This is a genomic window from Pseudomonas sp. MDT1-16 (assembly GCF_054898115.1).
In genome coordinates this window covers 2,217,940-2,240,694 of the sequence record NZ_CM142717.1, presented here as the reverse complement: position 1 = coordinate 2,240,694, position 22,755 = coordinate 2,217,940, and the positions used below count along the sequence as shown (strand labels likewise).

The 22,755-nt window shown below is 58.5% G+C and carries 24 protein-coding genes, 1 tRNA gene and 2 pseudogenes; 7 read left to right on the top strand and 20 right to left on the bottom strand.

Annotated elements, in window-relative coordinates; translation table 11 throughout:
* Positions 1-27 precede the first annotated feature (27 nt).
* Positions 28-862 (top strand): annotated as a pseudogene (locus ACYZT3_RS10075) (IS256 family transposase); the annotation flags it as partial.
* 206 nt (positions 863-1,068) lie between these two features.
* Here ACYZT3_RS10075 and ACYZT3_RS10070 read toward each other — a convergent pair.
* From ACYZT3_RS10070 to ACYZT3_RS10035, 8 genes are all read right to left on the bottom strand, one after another.
* Positions 1,069-1,281 (bottom strand): hypothetical protein, encoded by a 213-nt coding sequence (locus tag ACYZT3_RS10070; RefSeq protein WP_282378655.1) that lies wholly within the window; start codon positions 1,279-1,281, stop codon positions 1,069-1,071.
* A gap of 107 nt (positions 1,282-1,388) precedes the next feature.
* Positions 1,389-1,565, bottom strand: coding sequence for a hypothetical protein (locus ACYZT3_RS10065; RefSeq protein ID WP_282378653.1), 177 nt, complete (start codon positions 1,563-1,565; stop codon positions 1,389-1,391).
* A gap of 128 nt (positions 1,566-1,693) precedes the next feature.
* Positions 1,694-2,122 carry a glycine zipper domain-containing protein gene (locus ACYZT3_RS10060; protein ID WP_449644353.1) on the bottom strand — a complete coding sequence of 143 codons (429 nt, stop codon included), beginning with the start codon at positions 2,120-2,122 and terminating at the stop codon, positions 1,694-1,696.
* 183 nt (positions 2,123-2,305) lie between these two features.
* On the bottom strand, positions 2,306-2,677 hold the full coding sequence (locus ACYZT3_RS10055) for a bacteriocin (RefSeq protein WP_282378650.1): 372 nt from the start codon (positions 2,675-2,677) through the stop codon (positions 2,306-2,308).
* A 325-nt stretch (positions 2,678-3,002) separates the two neighbouring features.
* Positions 3,003-3,188, bottom strand: coding sequence for a hypothetical protein (locus ACYZT3_RS10050; RefSeq protein WP_282378648.1), 186 nt, complete (start codon positions 3,186-3,188; stop codon positions 3,003-3,005).
* A gap of 144 nt (positions 3,189-3,332) precedes the next feature.
* Positions 3,333-3,653: a YbjQ family protein gene (locus ACYZT3_RS10045; protein WP_282378646.1), complete on the bottom strand. Its 321-nt coding sequence runs from the start codon at positions 3,651-3,653 to the stop codon at positions 3,333-3,335.
* A gap of 243 nt (positions 3,654-3,896) precedes the next feature.
* Positions 3,897-4,079, bottom strand: a complete 183-nt coding sequence (locus ACYZT3_RS10040) for a hypothetical protein (RefSeq protein ID WP_282378644.1) — start codon at positions 4,077-4,079, stop codon at positions 3,897-3,899.
* Between the two features lie 329 nt (positions 4,080-4,408).
* Positions 4,409-4,498 (bottom strand) — tRNA-Ser (locus ACYZT3_RS10035).
* 308 nt (positions 4,499-4,806) lie between these two features.
* Between ACYZT3_RS10035 and ACYZT3_RS10030 the strand changes: the two genes are divergently transcribed.
* From ACYZT3_RS10030 to ACYZT3_RS10020, 3 genes are all read left to right on the top strand, one after another.
* Positions 4,807-5,496, top strand: a complete 690-nt coding sequence (locus ACYZT3_RS10030; RefSeq protein WP_282378643.1) for a crotonase/enoyl-CoA hydratase family protein — start codon at positions 4,807-4,809, stop codon at positions 5,494-5,496.
* 214 nt (positions 5,497-5,710) lie between these two features.
* Positions 5,711-6,433, top strand: a complete 723-nt coding sequence (locus ACYZT3_RS10025; protein WP_056744165.1) for a 1-acylglycerol-3-phosphate O-acyltransferase — start codon at positions 5,711-5,713, stop codon at positions 6,431-6,433.
* 163 nt (positions 6,434-6,596) lie between these two features.
* The gene (locus ACYZT3_RS10020; protein ID WP_462031999.1) at positions 6,597-7,568 is read left to right on the top strand and encodes a magnesium and cobalt transport protein CorA; all 972 of its coding nucleotides are present in this window, start codon (positions 6,597-6,599) and stop codon (positions 7,566-7,568) included.
* A gap of 51 nt (positions 7,569-7,619) precedes the next feature.
* Here ACYZT3_RS10020 and ACYZT3_RS10015 read toward each other — a convergent pair whose 3' ends face one another.
* From ACYZT3_RS10015 to ACYZT3_RS10005, 3 genes are all read right to left on the bottom strand, one after another.
* Positions 7,620-8,342, bottom strand: a complete 723-nt coding sequence (locus tag ACYZT3_RS10015) for an amidotransferase (RefSeq protein WP_282378634.1) — start codon at positions 8,340-8,342, stop codon at positions 7,620-7,622.
* 93 nt (positions 8,343-8,435) lie between these two features.
* A complete protein-coding gene (locus ACYZT3_RS10010; RefSeq protein ID WP_462031998.1) occupies positions 8,436-10,580 on the bottom strand; it encodes a 3-hydroxyacyl-CoA dehydrogenase NAD-binding domain-containing protein in 2,145 nt (714 codons plus the stop codon).
* Positions 10,581-10,605: 25 nt separating this feature from the next.
* Positions 10,606-11,811 (bottom strand): acetyl-CoA C-acetyltransferase, encoded by a 1,206-nt coding sequence (locus ACYZT3_RS10005; RefSeq protein ID WP_462031997.1) that lies wholly within the window; start codon positions 11,809-11,811, stop codon positions 10,606-10,608.
* Positions 11,812-12,392: 581 nt separating this feature from the next.
* On the opposite strand from ACYZT3_RS10005, the gene ACYZT3_RS10000 reads away from it, so the two are divergent.
* The gene (locus ACYZT3_RS10000; RefSeq protein ID WP_462032357.1) at positions 12,393-13,214 is read left to right on the top strand and encodes a c-type cytochrome; all 822 of its coding nucleotides are present in this window, start codon (positions 12,393-12,395) and stop codon (positions 13,212-13,214) included.
* Positions 13,215-13,257: 43 nt separating this feature from the next.
* Here the strand turns inward: ACYZT3_RS10000 and ACYZT3_RS09995 are convergent, their stop codons facing one another.
* The 8 genes from ACYZT3_RS09995 to ACYZT3_RS09960 form a co-directional block, all read right to left on the bottom strand.
* A complete protein-coding gene (locus tag ACYZT3_RS09995) occupies positions 13,258-14,067 on the bottom strand; it encodes a transglutaminase family protein (RefSeq protein WP_282378623.1) in 810 nt (269 codons plus the stop codon).
* Positions 14,064-15,014 (bottom strand): alpha-E domain-containing protein, encoded by a 951-nt coding sequence (locus ACYZT3_RS09990; RefSeq protein ID WP_462031996.1) that lies wholly within the window; start codon positions 15,012-15,014, stop codon positions 14,064-14,066. The genes ACYZT3_RS09995 and ACYZT3_RS09990 overlap by 4 nt, the downstream gene beginning before the upstream one ends.
* Positions 15,015-15,026: 12 nt before the next feature.
* Positions 15,027-16,436 (bottom strand): circularly permuted type 2 ATP-grasp protein, encoded by a 1,410-nt coding sequence (locus ACYZT3_RS09985; RefSeq protein WP_074874854.1) that lies wholly within the window; start codon positions 16,434-16,436, stop codon positions 15,027-15,029.
* Positions 16,437-16,832: 396 nt separating this feature from the next.
* Entirely contained in the window at positions 16,833-17,174 is a 342-nt protein-coding gene (locus ACYZT3_RS09980) for a ribonuclease E inhibitor RraB (RefSeq protein ID WP_059404670.1), read from the bottom strand.
* Positions 17,175-17,388: 214 nt separating this feature from the next.
* Positions 17,389-17,622: a hypothetical protein gene (locus ACYZT3_RS09975; protein ID WP_282378609.1), complete on the bottom strand. Its 234-nt coding sequence runs from the start codon at positions 17,620-17,622 to the stop codon at positions 17,389-17,391.
* 161 nt (positions 17,623-17,783) lie between these two features.
* Entirely contained in the window at positions 17,784-18,659 is an 876-nt protein-coding gene (speE, locus tag ACYZT3_RS09970) for a polyamine aminopropyltransferase (RefSeq protein WP_462031995.1), read from the bottom strand.
* 181 nt (positions 18,660-18,840) lie between these two features.
* Positions 18,841-19,032: a PLDc N-terminal domain-containing protein gene (locus ACYZT3_RS09965; protein WP_262169451.1), complete on the bottom strand. Its 192-nt coding sequence runs from the start codon at positions 19,030-19,032 to the stop codon at positions 18,841-18,843.
* Positions 19,033-19,114: 82 nt separating this feature from the next.
* Positions 19,115-19,645 carry a hypothetical protein gene (locus ACYZT3_RS09960; RefSeq protein WP_462031994.1) on the bottom strand — a complete coding sequence of 177 codons (531 nt, stop codon included), beginning with the start codon at positions 19,643-19,645 and terminating at the stop codon, positions 19,115-19,117.
* Between the two features lie 178 nt (positions 19,646-19,823).
* Between ACYZT3_RS09960 and ACYZT3_RS09955 the strand changes: the two genes are divergently transcribed.
* Together ACYZT3_RS09955 and ACYZT3_RS09950 are read left to right on the top strand one after the other, a co-directional pair.
* Positions 19,824-21,305 carry a methyl-accepting chemotaxis protein gene (locus ACYZT3_RS09955; RefSeq protein ID WP_282378600.1) on the top strand — a complete coding sequence of 494 codons (1,482 nt, stop codon included), beginning with the start codon at positions 19,824-19,826 and terminating at the stop codon, positions 21,303-21,305.
* Between the two features lie 227 nt (positions 21,306-21,532).
* A pseudogene (locus ACYZT3_RS09950) lies at positions 21,533-21,748 on the top strand (Mpo1-like protein); the annotation flags it as partial.
* 12 nt (positions 21,749-21,760) lie between these two features.
* Here ACYZT3_RS09950 and ACYZT3_RS09945 read toward each other — a convergent pair.
* Positions 21,761-22,558 carry an acyl-CoA thioesterase gene (locus ACYZT3_RS09945; protein ID WP_282378599.1) on the bottom strand — a complete coding sequence of 266 codons (798 nt, stop codon included), beginning with the start codon at positions 22,556-22,558 and terminating at the stop codon, positions 21,761-21,763.
* Positions 22,559-22,755: the final 197 nt, after the last annotated feature.

Here is a 22,755-nt window from a genome sequence, read left to right as displayed (position 1 = left end):
GCCAAACGAGTCAAACCTGATCCTGAACTGGTTAAACTGGCCGACAGTCTGCTGGCCAATTACAAAAAGCCCGAAGATCTTATCGGCGAAAACGGCCTGCTCAAACAGCTCACCAAGATGCTGGTCGAGCGGGCCCTTGAAGCCGAGATGACCGAACACCTGGGGCACGACAAAAGCGCGACGATCACCAACACCGCCGCCAATGCGCGCAACGGTCACAGCGGTAAAACCCTGAAGGGCGACTTCGGCGAACTGCCGCTCGACATCCCTCGCGACCGGCAGGCGTCCTTCGAGCCGCAGTTGGTGGCCAAGCATCAAACCCGCTGGACGGGCTTCGATGACAAAGTCATCTCGCTCTACGCTCGCGGTTTGAGTGTCAGAGAAATTCAGGCGAACTTGCAGGAAATGTACGGCACCGAGGTCTCTCCCAGCCTGATCTCGGCGATTACCGACGCGGTGAGTGATGAGGTCAAACTCTGGCAGGCGCGGCCGCTGGACGCGCTATACCCGATCCTCTATCTGGACTGCATTCACGTCAAAGTGCGCGATGCCGGCGCCGTGCGCAACAAGGCGGTTTATCTGGCCATCGGCGTCAACATGGCGGGTCACAAAGAGGTGCTGGGCTTGTGGATCGCGCAAACCGAAGGCGCAAAATTCTGGCTGCAAGTGGTGACCGAACTCAAGAATCGGGGCGTGCAGGACATCTTCATCGCCTGCGTGGACGGCCTCAAAGGCTTCCCTGAGGCGATTGAAACGGTTTACCCAAAAGCCGTCGTTCAGCTGTGCATCGTGCACATGGGTGCGCAACAGTTTGAACTTCGTGTCGTGGAAACGGCAGAAGGAAGTCGCGGCTGAAGCAAAAAGTGGACAATGCCGGTCCGGGACTGGAAAGCGGCTTTGAATCGCTTCAGTATCCAGTTTGAAGATCGGCTGTTAACGGTTTAATAGAAATCCCGTTTACACAAAATCAGGGACACCCTCGGGGGCGTGGATTTCAAACCACCCAAACCACTCATACCAGCTTCCCCCGTCCTTCCTCCCAAACTCCCGCCACTCCCACTCATATGTTCAGCTCGGTTCGTTTGAGCGGTCATCACCGGCAATGTCCGGATCTTCAGGGTCAGCTTCCACGTCCCCACGCTTCACGTCATCAGACGGCAATTGCTCCACAGCAGTGTCGTCGTCAGGCGGACGTTGATCGCGACTCAGGGAGTCGGTCGGTGAAGGCAATGGATACTCAGGGGTTTCGTCGATGTCGGCGTCTTTCGGATCAACGTTCATAAAGCACCTCTCGAGGGGCCTGAAAAGCAGGCCCTGACATTTCGAGGATTGCGCCATGCAAGCGTTCGATCAGAGAGACGATCGGTCAAGCCTGTCGCAAAGCATGGTCAATCGTCGCCCTCATCCTCGTCTTCGATATTTCCGACATCGCCTGCATCATCGGAATCGTTGAGCGGCACCGTTGCGTTATCCATCAGCGAGCCAGGGTCTTCGTTACCGGGATCGTTAATGAACGGAAGCCCGCTCGGGCCTTTTTCTTCCTTGCCTTCGGTTTCAGGAGTCATGGCATGCCTCACAAGGTTCTGGGGTGTATGAAGTTCGAGGCGACCTACGACCAAACGTTCCAGAGTCCTACTACCAGAAACGAAAAACCCGACGCTGAGGCCGGGTTTCTGGTGTAGCTGATGTCGAATCAGTGATGTTTGTTTTTATGCTTATTTTTATGCTTATGCTTGTGGCCGCTACCGGAGTGCGAACTGCCGCTGTCGCTACCCAAGTTGTTGCCGACTGCCCCACCCGCCGCGCCGCCCAAACCTGCGCCAATGGTCGAGCCGGTAGAACCGCCGAGGCTGTTGCCGATCACCGAGCCACCCGCCGACCCCAAACCACCGCCAATCGCCGCTTCTGTGCGACTGCCTTTGTTTGCGCCGACCGCGCTACCTGCCGCGCCGCCCAATCCGGCGCCAATCGCGGCACCCGTGCTGCCGCCCATTTGCTGGCCGACCACGTTACCTAGCGCACCGCCAATACCACCGCCCACTGCAGCGGTGCCGTCACCGGCTGCCATTGCACCTTGAGCGACCAAAAGTCCCAGAACCAACGTGGACAATGTCAAACGCATGATATGAACCTCTAAATTCCGTATCGGGGGTAAGAGAACGCGTTACGGATGGCGTGAGTCTAGCTTTTTCCCCACGTCAGCGCTGATCGTTGGACAGCTGTAAACCCGAAGAGCGTGAAGTAGAAACATCCAGATACGAAACGCCCAGCATCAAGCCGGGCGTTTTGAACTTATCGATCAGGATCAGTGCCGCTTGTGACCTTTGGCCAGGTTGCTGCCAACGCCGCCACCCAATGCGCCGCCCAAGCCTGCGCCGAGGGTGGAACCGGTCTTGCCGCCCAGGCTGTTGCCGATCACCGAACCGCCTGCTGCGCCGACACCACCACCAATGGCTGCTTTAGTGCGGCTGCCTTTGCGTGCGGCAACAGCGCTGCCGGCCGCGCCCGCGACACCCGCACCAATCGCTGCACCGGTGCTGCCGCCCATACTCTGGCCGACCACATTGCCCAGCGCGCCACCCAAACCACCACCGATCGCGGCAGTGCCGTCACCAGCAGCCATCGCACCTTGAGCAACCAAAAGCCCCAGAACCAGAGCAGGCAGTGTTAAACGCATGACAAAAACCTCAAAAAATAGGGGTAACCGAAAGGGGCGAGATTGAATGCTTTAGAGGACCAGACACGCACGGGTTCAACCTCGCTATAGGCGACGGTTGGACAGCGTTTATAGAAAAGGTTTTATGACAGGCAAAAAAAAGCCCGCTGGGGAACGGGCCAGGTACTGCTTTCTAACGGATGAGTTGAGCCTACGTAGGTAGGTGTGAAAAGTTTGTGAAAAAAAATACCAACAGCTAATGATGTACCTGTAGTCCAAATCCCAAGAACCAACCTCATGAAAATAAAAACCCCGCTCAATGGCGGGGGGGCTGTACGGTAGATAGTTACTTCCTGGTTGGCGCCACCCTGGGCATAAACTTCGCCTTGGGCCCTCGGCGCACCGCAGATTTCAATTTGTTGTTTTGGACCGGGTCTTCACCAAAGCCTGCCACATACTCCGTTTGGCCACACTGAACGCAATTGTTGATCGGAAACTCTGCCCCTTCCTCTTCGATATACGGATTAGCCATACCTTTCCCCTCTCAAAAGGGTCGACACCGGCAAGCCCTATTTGCCTGAAAAATATCGACCACCCAGGCTTTTGAGACTAGCCGGTCATTACTGGACTTGTGATTCAGATTGTTGCATGCCCGACGAATGGCCCCTCGCGTCACTCACCTCAGCTTGACCGCCGTCCCGGTCACAAACACCACTACCATCCCGCCCTTCCCGGCCGGCATGCTAATCTCAAAATCAAGCCCCACCACCGCATCGGCCTGAAGACCCCGTGCCCGCTCCTTGAGCTCGTCGGTTGCCTGAATCCGTGCTTCCTTCAACGCCCGCTCCAATGTCTGAGAGCGCCCACCGAAAAAATCCCGCATCCCGGCGAACATATCGCGGATAACATTGACACCCTGCACCGACTCGGCACTGACGATGTCCAGATAAGCAGTGATTTGCCGGCCTTCGATGGTGTGGGTTGTGGTGGTGATCATTAAACTTCCTTCCTCATACTCGGGATATTGACTCAAGGCAGTCTGGACAGATACGGCAGTGATGCAATAGCTATGCGGCGGGAAGCGGCGCGAGGGTGAGACATGGTGTCGATTCCATTCGAGGGGGATTGAACAGGTCGTACCTAAAAAGGAGCCAAGAGATGCAAAGTCGTCAACCAGAATTCAAGTCCGTTGCACAGCCGTGAGGCGGAGTTCTTTGTTCATCGACTACGGCCCAAAGTATTAGAGCAGCTTGATCAACACTGCGGTGACAGTGGCGACCGTACCGATCAGGCCAATAGCAATGGCCACCGGATACCAAAAAGTTTCATGGGTCATCTTCCCGGCTTCGGCGTTCAGCTTGCGCTGCTCAGCCATCAGCTTGACGATCTCCACCTGAACCTTTTCCAGTTCGGCCTGTTTCATGGTGAATTCCTGCACAACGCGCGTGCGTCCATCCAGATAATGGGCCGCGTCATGTGCCTTGCCCGTTGATTCATTTTGTACCCTAAAGGCGCAAACCGAATACCCCTTCCGAAACGACTCATGTCAGGTGCTAAAACCTATGAAAGCACCCAGCCACCTGGCTTTCCAGCATTACTTCCCACATGCCTATCACACGTCCTACATAAATTTCGGAAGCGCCTCCGCCGATAGGCTTGGGTCAATAACATTGCCAGCCACGAAATCCAGACGCCAGAAACCACAAAACCCCTGACTTCTCTCAAAGTCAGGGGTTTTGGTTACATCGAATGTGGCGGTGAAGGAGAGATTCGAACTCTCGATACAATTTCTTGTATACACACTTTCCAGGCGTGCTCCTTAAGCCACTCGGACACTTCACCGTATCTCTTCAAACATGTTCTGTCTGTCGAGGCGCGCTAATGTAGTCGAAAGCTTTTCCGATGGCAAATATTTTTTTCAGAATTTTCATGCGGTTAGCGATTTAGTCGTTCCGGTGAGTTCCGGGCCATGGCAAACCGGCCAATCTCCGGCGTCACGCCCCGCTTCTATATAGAGGGGAGTGCGCGGCTGGCGTGGCGGGCGATGCTCGCCGGGCGGGAAAAGGGTGACTGGGTGGTCAGTCACGGCACTTTACCTGGCCTACGGCGGTGGGTAACGTCTACCCTACTTAATTCAAAGGAATAGCGTCATGAGTGAGTTGATTTCCTACCATCTCGAAGACGGTATCGCGACCCTGACCTTGAGCAATGGCAAGGTCAATGCCATCTCCCCGGACGTGATTACTGCGTTTAACGCTGCGCTGGATCAGGCGGTGACTGATCGTGCGGTGGTGATCATTACCGGTACGCCCGGAATTCTGTCGGGCGGTTATGACTTGAAGGTGATGACCTCCGGCCCTAAAGAGGCCGTTGCGCTCGTGACTGCCGGTTCGACGCTGGCTCGTCGTCTGTTGTCGCACCCGTTCCCGGTGATCGTGGCGTGCCCTGGGCATGCGGTGGCCAAGGGTGCGTTCCTGCTGCTGTCGGTGGATTACCGCATAGGTGTCGACGGCCCGTTCAGCATTGGTCTGAACGAAGTGCAGATCGGCATGACCATGCACCACGCCGGTATCGAGCTGGCCCGTGATCGCCTGCGCAAGTCGGCGTTCCACCGCTCCGTCATCAACGGTGAGATGTTTAATCCGCAGAGCGCCGTGGATGCCGGCTTCCTCGATCTGGTGGTGTCGGCCGAAGAGTTGCAGGGCGCGGCGCTGGCGGCGGCTCGTCAGTTGAAGAAGATCAACATGACGGCTCACAAAAACACCAAGTTGAAAGTGCGCAAAGCGCTGCTGGAGACGCTGGACAACGCGATCATCCAGGATCAGGAGCTTTTGGTTTAAGCCTATATCTGGAAAACCGAAAAGCCCGACCGTCGTGTCGGGCTTTTTCTTACGCGCCCTGTTGAAAAGCCTACAACCGCTCTAGGTCGCGTCTGTCTCATAAGTCGGAAACATGCGCTCAAACATCGCCTATCTCCCACCTCTATAGCGGCAATTGCCGAAAACAGTGCACATCCGTACACTGCGCCACCTTTTGTTCCGGTGGGGCCTGTAGATGCTCTTTGTGTTTCGTATGTTATTGATGGGCCTGCACTTTATTCTGGCCGGTGTGCTCGGGGTGATTCTCGGTCTGTGCCGACCATTTAATCCGGACAACAGCCGTTTGTGCGCGCGTCTTTATGCATGGCCGGCGATGTGCATTTTGCGTCTGCGGGTGAAGGCCGACGTCGGACCGTTGATGGATAAACCCGACAGCTGCGTGATCATCGCCAACCACCAGTCCAACTACGATCTGTTTGTGTTCGGCAACGTGGTACCCCGCCGCACCGTGTGTATTGGCAAGAAGAGTCTGAAGTGGGTACCGCTGTTTGGTCAGTTGTTCTGGCTGGCAGGCAACGTGCTGATCGATCGCGGCAATGCGCAGAAAGCGCGCCAGTCGATGTTGACCACGACCCACACGCTGCAGAATGAAGACACCTCTATCTGGGTCTTCCCGGAAGGTACGCGCAACCTGGGCGAAGAGTTGCTGCCGTTCAAGAAAGGTGCCTTTCAAATGGCCATTGCCGCCGGGGTGCCGATCGTTCCGGTGTGTGTCAGCAGTTACGTTAAACACATGCGATTGAACCGCTGGCGCAGTGGGAAGATTCTGATCCGTTCGCTACCGGCGATTCCTACGGCTGGATTGAGCCTGGATGACATGCCGCTGCTGATTGCCCAATGCCGCGAGCAAATGCGCGAGTGCATCGCGTCAATGGATCGGCAACTGCAAGCCGCGTAAAAGAAACCCGCCCAGTGCGGGTTTTCTTTTGCCTGCGAACTCTGCAGACTTTGCTGACTCTCAAGCAGCAGACAGGGCTAAGCTGAGCACTGCCTGGCACTGCCATTCTTTACCAATAGAAAGCTGCCAATAAACAGCTGCCACTAAGAAGTGAACCACCATCATGGGTAGAGTTGTTGCTGCTGCGGTTTACAGCGCCGGTAAGAAAGTCACCAATATCACCCTCGACGAAGGCGCTGCCTGGGCTGCCAAGCCTGACCACTTTGTGTGGATCGGCATGGAAGAGCCGAACGCGCAGGAGCTGGCCAACCTGCAACGCCAGTTCAACCTGCACGAACTGGCTATCGAAGACGCCCTGGAAAAACACAGTCGACCGAAACTGGAAACCTTCGGCGATGCGCTGTTTATCGTCACGTATTCGCCGATCCGGCATGAAGGCAAACTGCAATTCATCGAGACTCACATCTTTGCCGGCAACGGTTACATCATTACCGCACGCAACGGCCACTCGGCGTCCTACGCTCATGTCCGACAGCGTTGTGAGGCGCGTCCGCTGTTGCTCGAACATGGGGAGGATTTCGTACTTTATGCCCTCCTCGACTTCGTGATCGAAAACTACCAGCCGGTGGGCGAAGCGATCCATGCCGAGATCGATGCGCTGGAAATCAACGTGCTGTGTAGCCACCTGAATGAACACGATATCCAGAAGCTCCACAGCTTGCGCCGCGATGTAGTGCGTTTGCGCCGGTATGCGGCGCCGATGGTGGAGATCAGTGAGGAACTGCAGAAACTGAACTTCCCGTTCATCGACAAGAACATGCGGCCGTACTTTCGCGATGTGCAGATTCACGTGACGCGGCAGATGGAAGACCTGACGACCTTGGCCGATATTGCCAGCCAGACCATCGAGGTCGGGGTGTTGCTGGAGGCGTCACGCCAAAGCGTGGTGCAGCGCAAGTTTGCGGCGTGGGCGGCGATTCTGGCGTTCCCGACGGCGGTGGCCGGGATATACGGGATGAACTTCCAGAACATGCCGGAATTGACGTGGCATTACGGGTATTTCGGGGTGCTGGGGTTTATCGGTGTTGGGTGCGTCAGTTTGTGGGTGAGCTTCAAGAAGTCCGGGTGGCTGTGACGCGGAGCGTCGGGGGATGCATTCCCACGCAGAGCGTGGGAACGATCAGTTTCAGACACTCTGAGGCTTGTGCGCCACAAACCGCATCATCCACTCGGCAACGGTAGTGCCGTGATGCTCGTGCTCTAGGCTCGCCATACCTTTCGAATAAATCTGCTCGCCCAGCGCTTGCTGACGAATATCCAACAGCGCGCGCGAGTAATCGTGAATGAACTCCGGATGCCCCTGGAAGCACAGCACCTGATCGTTGATGTGGTACGCGGCAAACGGGCAGAAATCGCTGGAAGCGATGACCGTGGCATTTTCCGGGAGCGCGGTGACCTGATCCTGGTGGCTGATCAGCAAGGTCAGCTCTTCCCTCACCGGGCTCATCCACGGCGCCTTGGCGGCGAGTTTGTAGTTGTGGGTGCCGACGCCCCAGCCTTGGGGCGCACGCTCGCTCTTGCCGCCCAGCAGCAGCGCCAGCAGTTGATGGCCGAAGCACACGCCCAACAGTTTGTCGCCGCGCTCGTAGCGGGTCAGCAGGTACGTCCTGAGGGTTTCAATCCACGGGTCGGTGCCGAAGGAATCGGCCTTGCTACCGGTGACCAGGTAGGCGTCGAACGTCAGCTCTTCGCCGGGATACTCGCCCTGCATCACGTTGTAGACGGTGAACTCGGCAGCGATGGGTTGCTGCGAAAACAGACGCTGGAACATCTGCCCGTAACCCTGATATTGATCGACCAGTTCCGGACGCAGGATGTCAGTTTCCAGAATGCAGATGCGTAACGACATAAAATACCTGACACGTGATGGGAGTAATGCACACCCCAGAGCCTGCCTTGAAACACGGTGGCAAGGCAAGCCCCAGAATGCGTCTCCCGTCCCCTAGAACGCCTCCCCCTTGGCCGCTTTTTCCAGCAGCAGCGCAGGGGGGGCGAATCGCTCGCCATATTGCTCCGCCAGGTACTGGGCACGGGCGACGAAGTCTTTCACCCCGTACTGGTTGATGAACTGCAGCGCGCCGCCGGTCCAGGCGGCGAAGCCGATACCGAAGATCGAACCGACGTTGGCGTCCGCCGTCGAGGTCAACACACCCTCCTCCACACAGCGCACGGTTTCGATGGCTTGCACGAACAGCAGCCGATCACGCACGTCCTTCGGCGAAATCTGCCCGTCAGCCTTCTCGAAACGGGACTTCAACTCCGGCCACAGATGCTTCTGGCCACCGGCCGGGTAATCGTAGAAACCGCCACCTGCGGCTTTACCGGGGCGCTTGTATTGGTTAAGCAGCACGTCAATCACGGCAAACGCTGGATGCTCAATCAGCGCTTTCCCTTCTGCTTGCAGGTCTTTGGCGGTTTGCTGGCGGATATGGCTCATCAGGCTGAGGGAAACTTCGTCGGAGATCGCCAGAGGTCCGATCGGCATGCCCGCCTTGCGCGCTTCGGTCTCGATCATCGGCGCGCTCACGCCTTCGCCCAGCAGGGCGATGCCTTCGTTGGTGAACGTGCCGAACACCCGCGAGGTGAAGAAGCCACGGCTATCGTTGACCACAATCGGCGTTTTCTTGATTTGCAGGACGAAATCGAACCCGCGAGCCAGGGTTTCGTCGCTGGTGTGGGCGCCTTTGATGATTTCCACCAGCGGCATTTTCTCCACGGGGCTGAAGAAATGCAGACCGATGAATTTCGTCTGATCCGGCACGGCGGCAGCGAGGCCGCTGATCGGCAAAGTCGACGTATTGGAAGCAATCACCGCGTCCGGGCCAACGACTTTTTGCGCAGCCGAAGAGACGTTGGCCTTCAGATCGCGATCTTCAAACACCGCTTCAATGATCAGGTCGCAACCGTCCAGATCGGCATCGCTTTCAGTGGGGTGAATTCGCGCCAGCGTTGCATCGCGCTGATCAGCACTCAATTGGCCCCGAGCGACCTTCTTGTCCAGCAGCGCCGCCGAATGCGCCTTGCCCTTCTGCGCTGCCGCAAGATTGATGTCCTTGAGCACCACGTCGATGCCGGCCGACGCGCTGACAAAGGCGATACCGGCGCCCATCATGCCGGCGCCCAGCACACACACGCGACGCGTCACGTAAGGCGCAAAGCCCTGGGGCCGCGAGCCACCAGCATTGATCTCATTGAGCTGAAACCAAAACGTGCCAATCATGTTTTTCGCCACCTGCCCGGTGGTCAATTCGGTGAAGTAACGGGTTTCGATCAGGTGCGCGGTGTCGAAATCCACCTGAGCACCTTCCACTACGGCGCAGAGGATTTTCTCTGGTGCGGGCATGCAGCCATTGGTTTTGCTGCGCAGGATCGACGGCGCGATGGCCAGCATTTGCGCGACTTTCGGGTTCGACGGCGTACCACCCGGAATCTGGTAACCCTTCACGTCCCAGCGCTGCACAACCGAAGGATTGGCGATAATCCAGGCGCGAGCCTTGGCCAGCAATTCATCACGATCCGCCGCCAGCTCATCAATTAACCCTGCCCGCAACGCCTGCTGCGGCCGGACTTTCTTGCCCTCGAGCAGGTACGGCAAGGCTTTTTCAATGCCGAGCATCCGCACCATGCGCACCACCCCGCCGCCGCCCGGCAGCAGGCCGAGGGTCACTTCCGGCAAGCCGAGTTGCACCGAGGAATCATCCAGCGCAACCCGGTGATGGCACGCCAGGCAGATTTCCCAACCGCCGCCCAATGCTGCGCCGTTGATGGCCGCGACCACCGGTTTACCGAGGGTTTCCAGGGTGCGCAGTTGCCCTTTGAGGGACAGCACCCTGTCATAGAAGGCTTTGGCTTGGGGCTTGCCGACTTTGATCAGTTCATTGAGGTCGCCGCCGGCGAAGAAGGTTTTCTTGGCCGAGGTGATGATCACGCCGGCGATGGAATCCTTGTCGGCAACGAGTCTGGCGACACAAGCAGCCATGGCTTCGCGGTAGGCCGCGTTCATGGTGTTGGCGCTCTGCCCCGGCATGTCGATGGTCAAGACGACGATCTGGTCCTGTCCTTTTTCGTAACGAATGGCTTCGGTCATGTCACTTGTTCCTTAAGGTCGGGGCTCAGAGGCGTTCGATGATGGTGGCAATGCCCATGCCGCAGCCGACACACAGCGTCGCGAGGCCATAGCGCAGACGCCGGGTTTCCAGTTCATCGAGCAACGTGCCGAGGATTGCGCAGCCGGTGGCCCCCAGCGGGTGGCCCATGGCGATAGAGCCGCCGTTGACGTTGACCTTGTCCGGGTCAATCGCCATGTCCTTGATGAATTTCAGCACCACCGAGGCGAAGGCTTCGTTGACCTCGAACAGGTCGATGTCGTCGACCCGCAACCCGGCCTTGGCCAACGCCTTGCGGGTAGCCGGTGCGGGGCCGGTGAGCATGATAGTCGGATCGGTACTGGTGACTGCGGTGGCAACGATCCGCGCCCGTGGCTGTAAGCCCAACGCCCGACCCTTGGCCTCGGAACCGATCAACATCAGCGCTGCGCCATCGACGATGCCGGAGCTATTGCCCGGCGTGTGCACGTGGTTAATCCGCTCGACATGGCTGTAGACCCGAATCGCGGTGGCGTCGAAACCCATTTGCCCGATCATTTCGAAGCTCGGCTTGAGCGTGCCCAAGCCTTCCAGGGTCGATTCGGCGCGGATGAATTCATCGTGATCGAGCAGGATGATGCCGTTCTGGTCCTGCACCGGCACCAGCGACTTGTTGAACGAACCGTCGGCCCTCGCCCGCGCAGCCTTTTGCTGGGAGTGCAGCGCATAGGCATCGACGTCCTGACGGCTGAAACCCTCCAGCGTCGCGATCAGGTCAGCGCTCACGCCCTGAGGGGTGAAATGGCTGTGAAAGTTGGTTTGCGGGTCCAGTGCCCAAGCACCGCCATCGCTGCCCATCGGCACGCGGGACATGGACTCGACGCCGCCGACCACCACCAGGTCTTCGAAGCCGGAACGCACTTTCATCGCGCCGAGGTTCACTGCCTCCAGCCCCGATGCGCAGAAGCGATTGATCTGTACACCCGACACACTGACGTCCCAATCGGCCACCTGGGTCGCGCTTTTGGCAATGTCTGAGCCTTGGTCGCCGATGGGCGTCACGCAGCCAAGCACCACATCGTCAACCTGACGGGTGTCAAGGGAAGTGCGCTGTTGCAGCGCCTTTAGCAGCCCGGCGACCAGGTTCACCGGTTTGACGCTGTGCAAGGCGCCGTTGGCCTTGCCTTTGCCGCGGGGCGTACGTAACGCGTCGAAAATCAAAGCTTGGGTCATGACGTCCTCGAACCTGGGCGGGGAGCAAATACAGAGTTCCCACCTTAGGCCGAGCGCCCATGGATTCAATGACCGCAGCGCTCACTGACGTTGACGGACGCGCTCAGACGGACGGTAGTCAACCACCGCTTTAACCGATTCAGGACACCAAGCTGTCTAGCAAACGGGCGCCCAAGAAGCTGGCAATAGGCCTCATGCCATTTTAAGAGCAATTTGTATGACGCCCATACGAAATGGATCTAAACCAAGCGTGACGCGGGCTCTAAGGTGAACTTGTACGAAGTTGTCGTCGGGTTTTGCCGAGGCGCTCGTCAAACAGGAAGTGCAACGCTCTGCCGTCATGGAGAAATGCAGGCAGGCATCAGGAAATAACAATAAAGGCGGTCAAGCCATGTTCAAACAATCGAAAGTACGTCAAGCCGGGCTCATTCTATTCGCCACTACGCTGTTGTTGATTTTGCCGAACCTGACCAAGGTGATCGGCTGACTTAGCGACAGATTTTATATCGCCCTATTAAAATGTGACGGGCTCGCTACCCGGGCCAGCGTGGGTGTGCCAACCTTTGCGGCACTTCCACGACATGGACGGCGGTCACTTGAAAACGCTCATTCTTTTCGGGGCCTTGCTGCTCAGTACGCCTCTGTCTGCTGCACAGCTGGACCTTGAGTTGGGCGCTAGCAGTCGCACCTGGCAAACCGAGGAATTGCTCAAGCATCCTCAGGTTCAGACCATCACGATCAGCAACGACGTTTCCTACAAACGGGACATGAGCTATCACGCTGTTCCGTTGGCTGCGTTGTTGACCGGCATCAAGCCTGAAGATCATCTACAGGCTGTCGCCCTGGATGGTTTTGCCGCAGAACTGTCGGCTGCGCCGTTGCTCAATACCCAGGGTGCGCGCGCATGGTTGGCAATTGAAGAGTCCACCAAGCCGTGGCCAGCGCTGTCGGAAGGCAAGCCCGGCGCCGGACCGTTCTATCTGGTCTGGACCGATCCGCAGGCGGGCGACATCAGCCCCGAGCAATGGCCATTTCAGGTGGCGAGCATCAAGCGCATGGCACCGGTGGCCGAGCGCTTCCCTACCCTGCTGCCCGATCCGGCGCTTAAAGCCAACGATCCGGTGAACAAGGGCTTTGCGCTGTTTCAGAAGAATTGCCTGGCGTGTCATCGATTGAATGGTGCCGGGGATGCGCAGTTTGGGCCTGATCTGAATATTCCGTTTAACCCGACCGAGTACTTTGGTGCGGATTTCCTTAAGCGCTACATTCGTGACCCGCAGAGTTTGCGTCAGTGGCCGCAGGCGAAAATGCCCGGGTTCTCGGCGACGGTGTTGCCGGACGGGGATCTGGAAATGTTGGTGGGGTATTTGAAGCATATGGCTGGGCGCAAAGTTAAACCCTGACCGATCGTTCCCACGCTCTGCGTGGGAACGATCGTGTTAGGGATTATTGCTGCTGGACGGAGATCACCGGCATCGGTGTCGGTGACACAAACACTTTCGCATGCATCTGCTCGCAACCTCCGCCCCGCCGCATGCCTCGCACCGGGCAGGCATCCAGGTAATCCAGACCCACCGCCAGTTTCAGATGACGCTCAGGCCTCGCCAATTCATTGGTCACGTCGAAGCTGTACCAGGCGTCATCGAGCCAGGCTTCCGCCCAGGCGTGACTGGCCAGGTGTTCGCTGTTCTCGCTGTACAAGTAACCCGACACATAACGCGAAGGAATGCCCAGGCTGCGAGCGCAGGCGAGAAACGCGTGGGTGTGGTCCTGGCAGACGCCCGAACGCCCGGCGAAGGCCTGAGCAGCGCTGGTGTCCACTTCGGTGGAGCCCGGCGTGTAGGTCATGTGCTGGTTCAAGCCATGCATCAAGTCGATCAGCGCCGTGCGATTCCGGCGTTGCTTGCATTCTTTCTCGGCGAACGTACGCAGCGCTTCATCGGCTTCGGTCAAGCGCGTGAAACGCAGGAACGGCAGCGCCGACTGGCTTTCATGCTCCGCCTCACGCAATTCGTCGATGTCCACCTGCCCACGCGCGCCGATGATGATCGCCTCGTGGGGCTCATCCAGGGTCAGCACGTGCAGGATGTTGCCGAACGGATCGAGTTGCGCGCGCACCGGGCGCGGCAGGTCGAGCTGCCAGCTGAGCACATGCTGGCGCTCGCTGTCGTGGGGTGTCAGTCGCAAGTACTGGATGCTCGCCCGCACCTGATCTTCGTAGTGATAGGTGGTCTCGTGGCTAATGGAAAGTCTCATGCAGCCTCCAGGTAGGAACTGTGTATGGCGTTACCCAGCTGGCGCACCAGCGGGATGAACTCGGTCAGCCAGGCGTGCAGGCCTTCGTCGAGAATTTCGGTGATACCGGTGTAGCGCAAGCGTGCGTCTATTTCCGCGGCCAGGCGTTGCGCAGGACGACCGTTGGCCCCCGGCAGTTGGGCGAGGATCTGGTCAATTTCTTCGGTGCAGGCGCGCAGGGAACGCGGGACATCGGCCCGCAACAGCAGCATTTCTGCCACATGCCGGGCGCCGGGGGCGTCGCGGTAGATTTCGGTGTAGGCCTCGAAAGAGGACAACGCCCTTAGCAAAGCACTCCACTGGTAGTACGCGTGCGCCGTGCCATCGCTGACCGCTTCGGCCTGATCGCCGGCCATTTCGTAGCGGGCATCCAGCAGGCGCAACGTGTTGTCAGCCCTTTCGATAAACGTCCCCAGACGAATGAAGCGGAACGCGTCGTTACGCATGATGGTGCCGTAGGATGCGCCGCGAAACAGGTGGGAACGTTCCTTGATCCACTCGCAGAAACGGCTCATGCCGTAGCGACTCAACCCCTGATCGGCTATCCCGCGAATTTCCAGCCAGGTGGCATTGATGTTTTCCCACATGTCGGCGGTGATTCGCCCACGTACCGCATGGGCACTGGCCCGCGCGGCGCCGAGGCAGCTGTAGATACTCGCCGGGTTGGCCGCGTCCAGGGCGAAGAAATGCAGCAGCCGTTCGGCGTGCAATTCGCCGTGGCGCTCCAGGTAATCGTCCAGGGTGCCGGTAATCAGCAATGGCATGGCAAGTTCATGCAGGCCATCACCACGGCCATCCTGCGGCATCAGCGACAGCGAATAACTGATGTCGAGCATCCGTGCGAGGTTTTCCGCCCGCTCCAGGTAACGCGACATCCAATACAAATCCGAGGCAGTTCTACTTAACATGGCTGGCGTCCTTCAATCCTCAACCACCCAGGTGTCCTTGGTTCCGCCACCCTGGGACGAATTCACCACCAGAGAGCCTTCGCGCAGGGCAACACGGGTCAAACCGCCGGGCACAACCCGGGTTTCGCGGCCAGACAATACAAACGGACGCAGGTCGATGTGGCGTGGAGCGATGCCGTTTTCGACAAAGGTCGGACAGGTCGACAGTGACAGCGTCGGTTGCGCGATGTACGCATGGGGCTTGGCTTTGATCCGCGCGCGGAAAGACTCGATTTCCGCCGCCGTCGCCGCCGGCCCCACCAGCATGCCGTAACCGCCGGAGCCCTGGGTTTCCTTGACCACCAACTCTGGAAGATTGGCCAGTACGTGGGAAAGTTCGGAGGGATTACGACACTGCCACGTCGGCACGTTTTTCAGAATCGGCTCTTCATCCAGGTAGAAACGGATCATGTCCGTGACGAATGGATACACCGACTTGTCATCCGCGACCCCGGTACCGATAGCATTCGCCAGCACGACGTTGCCGGAGCGGTACGACGACAGCAGCCCTGGAACGCCGAGCATCGAGTCCGGGTTGAACGCCAGCGGATCGAGGAACGCATCGTCGAGGCGACGGTAGATCACGTCGACGGCTTTCGGCCCGTCCGTGGTGCGCATGAAGACCTTGTCGTCCCGCACGAACAGATCCGCGCCTTCCACCAGCTCAACGCCCATTTCCCGCGCCAGGAATGCATGCTCGAAAAACGCGCTGTTGAAACGGCCCGGCGTCAGCACCACCACGCTGGGGTTATCGATCGGGCTGGAGCTTTTCAGGGTATCGAGCAACAGGTTCGGATAATGGTCGATGGGGGCAATGCGTTGCGCCGCGAACAATTCGGGGAACAGGCGCATCATCATCTTGCGGTCTTCGAGCATGTAGCTGACGCCGCTCGGTGTACGAAGATTGTCTTCGAGCACGTAGTACGTGCCGTCGCCATCGCGTACCAGATCGACACCGGAGATGTGGGAATAGATATCCCGGTGCAGATCGAGCCCTTGCATCGCCAACTGGTATTGCTCGTTGGCCAGCACTTGCTCGGCCGGGATGATGCCGGCCTTGATGATGCGCTGCTCGTGATAGAGGTCGGCGAGGAACATGTTCAACGCCTTGACCCGCTGAATGCAGCCGCGCTCGACGACTCGCCATTCACTGGCGGGGATGCTGCGGGGGATGGTGTCGAAGGGAATCAGGCGCTCTGTCCCTTGCTCATCACCATAGAGCGTGAACGTAATCCCGGCGCGATGAAATAACAGATCGGCCTCGCGTCGCCGTTGTGCCAAAAGTTCGTCAGGCGTTTCGGCCAGCCAACGGGCAAACTCACGATAATGCGGGCGGACCTGGCCGCCGGCATCGTACATCTCATCAAAATAGGTGCGGATCATGCCGTACTCCTTGTCACCCGGACATCTGGGCTTCGCAAAGCCCGTGCCATCGGCATAAACGCTTTGATATCAATCAGTTGGATAATCGCACTGCACGCACCGCACCAATCCTGTGCGGTAAATGCCCGCACCTGATCGCCCCCGCTTCATTGCGAAGCAATGTTGTCGTCTATCTCCAGCATAGCCAGCGTTGATTTCACTGCTCGGGAGTCGATGCGGATAATCCGCGCATTCGCTGGAAAACTGATCGTTCTTCCCTTTAGCCGCCTGCTCAGGCGGCTTTTTTGTGCCGGATTCTTGTTTCAGGGTTTTGCCAGGTACGTTTTCTGCCCCGCGAAAACGAAAACGGCCAACCCTGAGGTCAGCCGTTGCTGAGTGTTGTTACTGTTCATAAGGTTATGCGAGTAGCCCTCGTACCTCCTGCTTGACGCCCCATCCTTCGATGATGCCGCCCAAAGGCTCGACCACCGCCTCGAAATCCTGCTCAAAGTCGCCGATGCCGTCATAAGTGGCGTACATCACTTTGCTCAGTTCCAGGTACCACGCGCCGTCGTCGCGCACGCTGATTTGTGCATTCAAGGATTCACCACAGTAATGCCCCGCCGCCCTGCGCGCCCGCTCCTCGTCCGGGAAAATGGCGTAGAACTCGATGGGATGAAATCGTGAAAAGTCAAAACCGCCTTCTTTCATGCGGCGCAACACGCTGCTGCTGATGTCTTCTTGATAGGCTGTGCTCATGAAACGTCCCCCTCAGACTGATGGATAGACTTTCCGTATTCCCGGCACTCGCCACCGAATGGGGCGAGCGATGCGGCAACAACATTGCCGGTGGGAAGCAAGCATGTAGCTGACAAGACCAGACCTTAGCGATCCGTTCGCTGATCTCGCTTGCAGAGTAGCCCCAAGAGAGAGCCGCTGCCAAGGCCTGGTTGTGAATGTGACAACGTGAGTGTCAGACGGGAGTAATGCTGAGGATTTCAATGCTGTTCTGGGTTTTCAGACTTTTGACAGTCGGATCATCGGCGCGCCCTTCCAGATCGTTGAGGTCCAGTTCGGCAGCCACAGGCAGACGCCGGGCGCGAATGAGTTTCGCGGCTTGCTCGTTGTTCGGGCATTCATCGCTCTCGAACACCTCGTCAACTTGCTCACCGTGATCATCAACGAAAGTGACTTTCCACTTTTGCATCGGTGCCTCCTCGATAAAACCCGCGGATGGGTTTACCACTATCTCGACCTTGTACCCCGGCCAATCGTTCAACCGGACCCTCTCTCTATAAGTGAAGCATGAAAAAAGGGTCGCCTCCGACGTGTTTTACACCGGGGCGACCCTTTCCGACCTGCGTGCCATTAGTCGTTGCTAGGTTTGTTCACAGCCTGCAGGACGTATTGCGGCAAGGCGAAGGCGCCGATGTGGATTTCCGGGTTGTAGTAGCGGGTGATGATGCCGCTGCCGGCGTAACGCTGCTGCAGGGTTTCGCGGGACAACTTGCGATAGGCGGTATTCGTCGCGCCCCAGGCGAAGGTCATGGCGCCGCCGATGTAGGTCGGCACGGCCGCCTGATAGAAGTGCCAGTCCGGGAACAGACTGCGCAGGCGCCCCGCGGTGGTTTTGACTTCTTCGATTTGCATGAACGGCGTGCCGTTCTGGGTCACCAGAATGCCGCCTTCGTTCAGGCAGCGACGGCAGGCCTGGTAGAAGTTTTCCGAGAACAGCACTTCACCCGGGCCAATCGGGTCGATGGAATCGGAAATGATCACGTCGAATTTTTCGGTGGTGGTGGCGACGAAACGCATGCCGTCGTCGATCACCAGGTTCAGTCGTGGATCATTGAACGCACCCTTGGAGTGGTTCGGCAGGTACTCCTTGCACATGTCGACCACAGTGCCGTCGATCTCGACCATAGTGATGTGCTCGATGCTGCGGTGCTTGGCCACTTCACGCAGCATGCCGCCGTCGCCACCACCGATGATCAGCACGCGCTTGGCGGTGCCGTGCGCCAGGATCGGCACGTGGGTGAGCATCTCGTGGTAGATGAATTCATCGGCTTCGGTGGTCTGGATCACGCCGTCCAGCGCCATCACCCGGCCCATGCGCGGGTTTTCGAAAATCACCAGGTGTTGGTGTTCGGTGCGCACTTCGTGCAGCAGTTTTTCCATGCGAAAACGCTGGCCGTAGCCTTCGTAGAGGGTTTCCAGGTATTCGCTGGTTGGTGAGTTGCTCATGGGAAGTGCTCCGATGAATGCGGTGCCAACGGACGGTTACCCGCCCATGAGGGTCAATCGATCACCTCGATTGCCCGGGAAGGCGCGAATTCTACGTCGCGGAATATGACAGGTCGAACCTTGGTCAAGACGTGATCATTCGGATATCCACAGGGGAAATGTGTCGGCCTTGAGTGCGTGCTCAGATTCGCACGTTTCCCCGTGGCCCGGCGATGGCCCAGATGATCAGCCCCAGGACCGGCAGCAACAGGATCAACAGCACCCAGACGATTTTCATCCCGGTGGTGGCGCCACTTTTCAGTACGTTGATGATGGCCCAGATGTCCAGGGCAAGAATAATCAGGCCAATCAGACCGTTGAACGTGGAACCCATGGTGACGCTCCCTAAGAGTGGTATGCACTCTTAGGATAGCCGGCCATTGCGAGGGTTCCGTTTTATTAGCGCCTTGTTGGCTTCAGACGTGGATCGCCACTTTCAGGGCTTCCAGGGAGGGTCCGGCAGCAATACCGACTTTGGCGCACAACTCGAGCACGCGCGGCACGTCGTTGCCGTAGACCAGCACCGCTTGCAGTTGGTCGTCGAGCAACTGACTGAAGTTCATCAGCACGTAGCCGCCGTTTTCCTTGTTCATGCTGCTCATCTGCACCTGAATGCGATTGAGCGCGGTCAGGGCTTCGGTCTTGGCCAGTTGCTTGGGTTTAATGTTGAAATCAACGCCAGGCCCGAACGAGGCGACGATCTGGGCGAACAGGTCCATGTAGGTGTCAGACTGGAACAGCACGGTTTCCGGCAGGCTGCCCACGACCACCCACTCACCCAGCGGAATCGGGAACGTGTCGTCGTAGTTGATGTCCGGATTGGCCGTCAGAAAAGCCTCGGGATTGGCGTAGGCCTGGGACGCTTCGTCAGCGACTTTCAGGATTTCGTCATCGCTCATGCACCCGGCGCTTATTTTGCTGATGAGTTCGACGAGTGCGGCTTTCATGGGGCGGAATCCTGTAGCGAGGGAATTTTGAAGCCACGAAGGATAGCGCATTACGCCCCGCATTTCCTGTGCGCGAGCAGGGTCGGGATTGTTGACACACATCAAAGTCTGACGCACTGAGTAGCGGCAAAATACTGGCACCTTGCCGAAACTGTTTCCGCTATCAGAGAAGACCTCCATGGGTGCCTGGCTTAGCAATATCTCACTGAAATACAAATTCTGGGCGGTCAACGCCGTCGCCTTTGTCACGACCTTGTTGCTGGTGATCTATGCCGTGCAACTCGAACAACAGGCCCGCAGCCATGCCTCCCAGGCATCGGCACAAGCCCAGGCGCGACTGCTCGGCGCCTGGCCCGCCGGGCAACCTCTACCCAAAGCCGATAACGTGCTGACTTACAGTCGCGGGCAGGCACCGTTGCTGAACGGGCAGCCGGCACTGGACCTGGCCGATACCAACGGCTGGGTCGGGATCAATGCCATGCCGCTGTTTGGCGACAACCCGTTGATGGGCGCCGAAGTGTTTACGCGCACGGATGGCAATCAGGTCGCGGTGATTGCCCATGGCCCGAGCCTGACCCAAGTATTTGGTGAGCGTTTTCCCAACTATGCAGTGGCGGTAGCGATCCTGATGCTGGCGATGCTCGGCGCTTCGCAGTTATTGATCCGCTTCCTGCTCAGCCAGCTCAATACGTTGAAGGACGTCATGCTTCACGTCGAGAAAACCGGTGACCTGTCGGCCCGTGTGCCGCTGGCCTGCACTGACGAAGTCGGGCAGATGGCCAATGCCTTCAACGCCATGCAGGCCGGTTACCAGCGGGTGGTCAACACCGTTGCCAGCACCGCCCGGCAACTGGATATCGGCGCAGCGCGGATGGCGTCGAGCATGAACGAGGTGCGTCACGGCATGCTCGGCCAGCAAAGCGAAACCGATCAGGCCGCCACGGCGATCAACGAAATGACCGCCACGGTCCATCACATTGCCCAGCACGCCGGCGCCACTCGCGACCTCTCGCAAACCGCCGACACCCTGGCCGGCAGCGGGCAGCAAGTGGTGAGTCGGGTGCAGAAGTCGATTGCCGGGTTGTCCAGCGGGGTGCAGCAGACTGCCGAGATGATTCAGCGTCTGGCCGAGGACAGTCAGAAGATCAACAGTGTGGTCAGTGTGATTCACAGCATTGCCGAGCAGACCAATCTACTGGCCCTGAATGCGGCCATCGAAGCGGCCCGTGCCGGTGAAATGGGTCGCGGCTTTGCGGTGGTCGCTGATGAAGTGCGCAACCTGGCCAAGCGTGTCCAGACGTCCACCGACGAGATCACAATCATGGTTTCGGCGATGCAGGCCGGGACTCGGGACGCAGTGGACTTCATGCAGGAAAGCTCGTTCAAGGCCGACGATTGCGTGCAGCAGGCTCAGGAGGCCGGCGCAGCGTTGGCGGAAATCACCAGCGCAGTGGCGCAGATGCGCGAAAGCAATACGCAGATCGCCGTGGCCGCCGAGCAGCAGAGCCACGTGGCGGAGGAGATGAACCGGTCGATCGTGAGCATTCGGGATGTGACCGAGACCACTGTGCAGCAGACTGTGAATTCGGCGACCACCAGTCATGAATTGGCGGCGTTGGCCGGGGAATTGAGCAAGGCTATCGGGCAGCTCAAACTTTGACGGCCCCTTCGCGGGCAAGCCTCGCTCCTACAGGATTGATGTCGATCACAAATTATCGCCACGACTCAATTCTGTAGGAGCGAGGCTTGCCCGCGATGGCGTCAGACCGGTCAACATCAAATTTGACCATGACACCTATCACTTCGATAGCCAACCTTGATTCGCCGCCCGTAAGTGCCACGCCTATTCTTCAATCATGTGTTCAACATGGATCGAGGAGTACCATCATGGGCAAACGTCACCCCAACCTGCCCGCCTGGCAATGGCGAGCGTACCCGAACAATCACCAGCACCCGACCAATCGGGTGCTGCACCTGATGGCCGTGCCGCTGTTCATCGTGGCGTTTCTGCTGATTGTTTCGGGGGTATTCAGTCTGAGCTTCGCCAATGTCGCGATCGGTGTGATCGGCCTGCTCGCAGCGCTCGGCCTGCATCGCCATGGCCAGCGTCACTGATCAGGCGAAAATCGTCACCGTCTGCCGGCTCATGGCAATCAACTGACCGTCCGCGCTCCACAGCTTCGCGGCCGCATGACCGTAGCCGTCAGCGGCATGCTCGATGTCGACGAGGTATTTGCACCAGTCCAGCGTGCTCAGTTCAAGCAATGGCTGAACGAATTCGAGGGTCCAGGTCAGCGTACTGCCCATCGCCGGTTTCTTCAGGTGCGGTAACAGCGCCGGTGGCCAGGCGTCGACCAACGCCAGGATATGCGACTCGCTGACCGCCTCTTCCTTAACGTCCCCGCGCAAGCGCACCCAGCCGCCCATCTCGCGGGATGTGTTGCCAGTGAACGGCAGACCGCCGACGCTCCAGCGCATTGCCAGATGCCGCATGAATTCCGGGGTCACACCTTTGATGTAAGGCAACTCCTGGCAATCGTCCCAGTGCTTCATCTCGGGTGCCGGTTCGGCGGTTACCGCCACTTCCGACGGTCGCGAGGCGCCGAAGCTGCCCTGGACCAACGTCACCACTTGGCCCTTCTGCATCGCCCGGCCCAGCACCTGACTGACCGCTTTGCCTTCGCGCAGCACATCGACTTCAAAGCTGACCGGCACATCAGGCTCGACAGGGCCGACAAAGGTGATCGCCAGCGAACGCACCGGACGATCCGCCGGGACTTTTGCGCGCATCGCTTCGTATTGCAAGGCGGCCACCAGGCCACCGAAACTGGCACGCCCCTGAGCCCATTCGGCCGGGATAGACAGCTCCAGCGGCTGGCTGCGAACAGCGTCGAGCAGATCGGAAAAACGCATGAAAACCTCGGTGCGGGAAAAGATGAAGAGATCTTAACCAGCCTGCGAGGACGGCACAGCGCTTATTCCGGCCAAAGAGGCGGACAGATAGGCCGGATAGTACCGCCGCCCCTTGTAATTGGATGGACTCGCCCAAGCCGAGGCGTCAATGCGCCACGGTGGCAGTCTAAACAGCCAACGACAGCGAGGGCGAGTCC

Bases quoted from the DNA above. Each gene is read 5' to 3' on its own strand.
- ACYZT3_RS10025 (WP_056744165.1), top strand. From the start codon at position 5,711: ATGCTCTTTGTGTTTCGTATGTTATTGATGGGCCTGCACTTTATTCTG.
- ACYZT3_RS09960 (WP_462031994.1), bottom strand. From the start codon at position 19,645: ATGAAAGCCGCACTCGTCGAACTCATCAGCAAAATAAGCGCCGGGTGC.
- ACYZT3_RS10055 (WP_282378650.1), bottom strand. From the start codon at position 2,677: ATGCGTTTAACACTGCCTGCTCTGGTTCTGGGGCTTTTGGTTGCTCAA.
- ACYZT3_RS10070 (WP_282378655.1), bottom strand. From the start codon at position 1,281: ATGAACGTTGATCCGAAAGACGCCGACATCGACGAAACCCCTGAGTAT.
- ACYZT3_RS10065 (WP_282378653.1), bottom strand. From the start codon at position 1,565: ATGACTCCTGAAACCGAAGGCAAGGAAGAAAAAGGCCCGAGCGGGCTT.
- speE (WP_462031995.1), bottom strand. From the start codon at position 18,659: ATGAGCAACTCACCAACCAGCGAATACCTGGAAACCCTCTACGAAGGC.
- ACYZT3_RS10005 (WP_462031997.1), bottom strand. From the start codon at position 11,811: ATGACCCAAGCTTTGATTTTCGACGCGTTACGTACGCCCCGCGGCAAA.
- ACYZT3_RS09985 (WP_074874854.1), bottom strand. From the start codon at position 16,436: ATGATCCGCACCTATTTTGATGAGATGTACGATGCCGGCGGCCAGGTC.
- ACYZT3_RS10000 (WP_462032357.1), top strand. From the start codon at position 12,393: ATGGACGGCGGTCACTTGAAAACGCTCATTCTTTTCGGGGCCTTGCTG.
- ACYZT3_RS09990 (WP_462031996.1), bottom strand. From the start codon at position 15,014: ATGTTAAGTAGAACTGCCTCGGATTTGTATTGGATGTCGCGTTACCTG.
- ACYZT3_RS10060 (WP_449644353.1), bottom strand. From the start codon at position 2,122: ATGCGTTTGACATTGTCCACGTTGGTTCTGGGACTTTTGGTCGCTCAA.
- ACYZT3_RS09945 (WP_282378599.1), bottom strand. From the start codon at position 22,558: ATGCGTTTTTCCGATCTGCTCGACGCTGTTCGCAGCCAGCCGCTGGAG.
- ACYZT3_RS10020 (WP_462031999.1), top strand. From the start codon at position 6,597: ATGGGTAGAGTTGTTGCTGCTGCGGTTTACAGCGCCGGTAAGAAAGTC.
- ACYZT3_RS10015 (WP_282378634.1), bottom strand. From the start codon at position 8,342: ATGTCGTTACGCATCTGCATTCTGGAAACTGACATCCTGCGTCCGGAA.
- ACYZT3_RS09995 (WP_282378623.1), bottom strand. From the start codon at position 14,067: ATGAGACTTTCCATTAGCCACGAGACCACCTATCACTACGAAGATCAG.
- ACYZT3_RS09965 (WP_262169451.1), bottom strand. From the start codon at position 19,032: ATGGGTTCCACGTTCAACGGTCTGATTGGCCTGATTATTCTTGCCCTG.
- ACYZT3_RS09980 (WP_059404670.1), bottom strand. From the start codon at position 17,174: ATGAGCACAGCCTATCAAGAAGACATCAGCAGCAGCGTGTTGCGCCGC.
- ACYZT3_RS10010 (WP_462031998.1), bottom strand. From the start codon at position 10,580: ATGACCGAAGCCATTCGTTACGAAAAAGGACAGGACCAGATCGTCGTC.
- ACYZT3_RS10040 (WP_282378644.1), bottom strand. From the start codon at position 4,079: ATGAAACAGGCCGAACTGGAAAAGGTTCAGGTGGAGATCGTCAAGCTG.
- ACYZT3_RS10045 (WP_282378646.1), bottom strand. From the start codon at position 3,653: ATGATCACCACCACAACCCACACCATCGAAGGCCGGCAAATCACTGCT.
- ACYZT3_RS09975 (WP_282378609.1), bottom strand. From the start codon at position 17,622: ATGCAAAAGTGGAAAGTCACTTTCGTTGATGATCACGGTGAGCAAGTT.
- ACYZT3_RS10050 (WP_282378648.1), bottom strand. From the start codon at position 3,188: ATGGCTAATCCGTATATCGAAGAGGAAGGGGCAGAGTTTCCGATCAAC.
- ACYZT3_RS10030 (WP_282378643.1), top strand. From the start codon at position 4,807: ATGAGTGAGTTGATTTCCTACCATCTCGAAGACGGTATCGCGACCCTG.
- ACYZT3_RS09955 (WP_282378600.1), top strand. From the start codon at position 19,824: ATGGGTGCCTGGCTTAGCAATATCTCACTGAAATACAAATTCTGGGCG.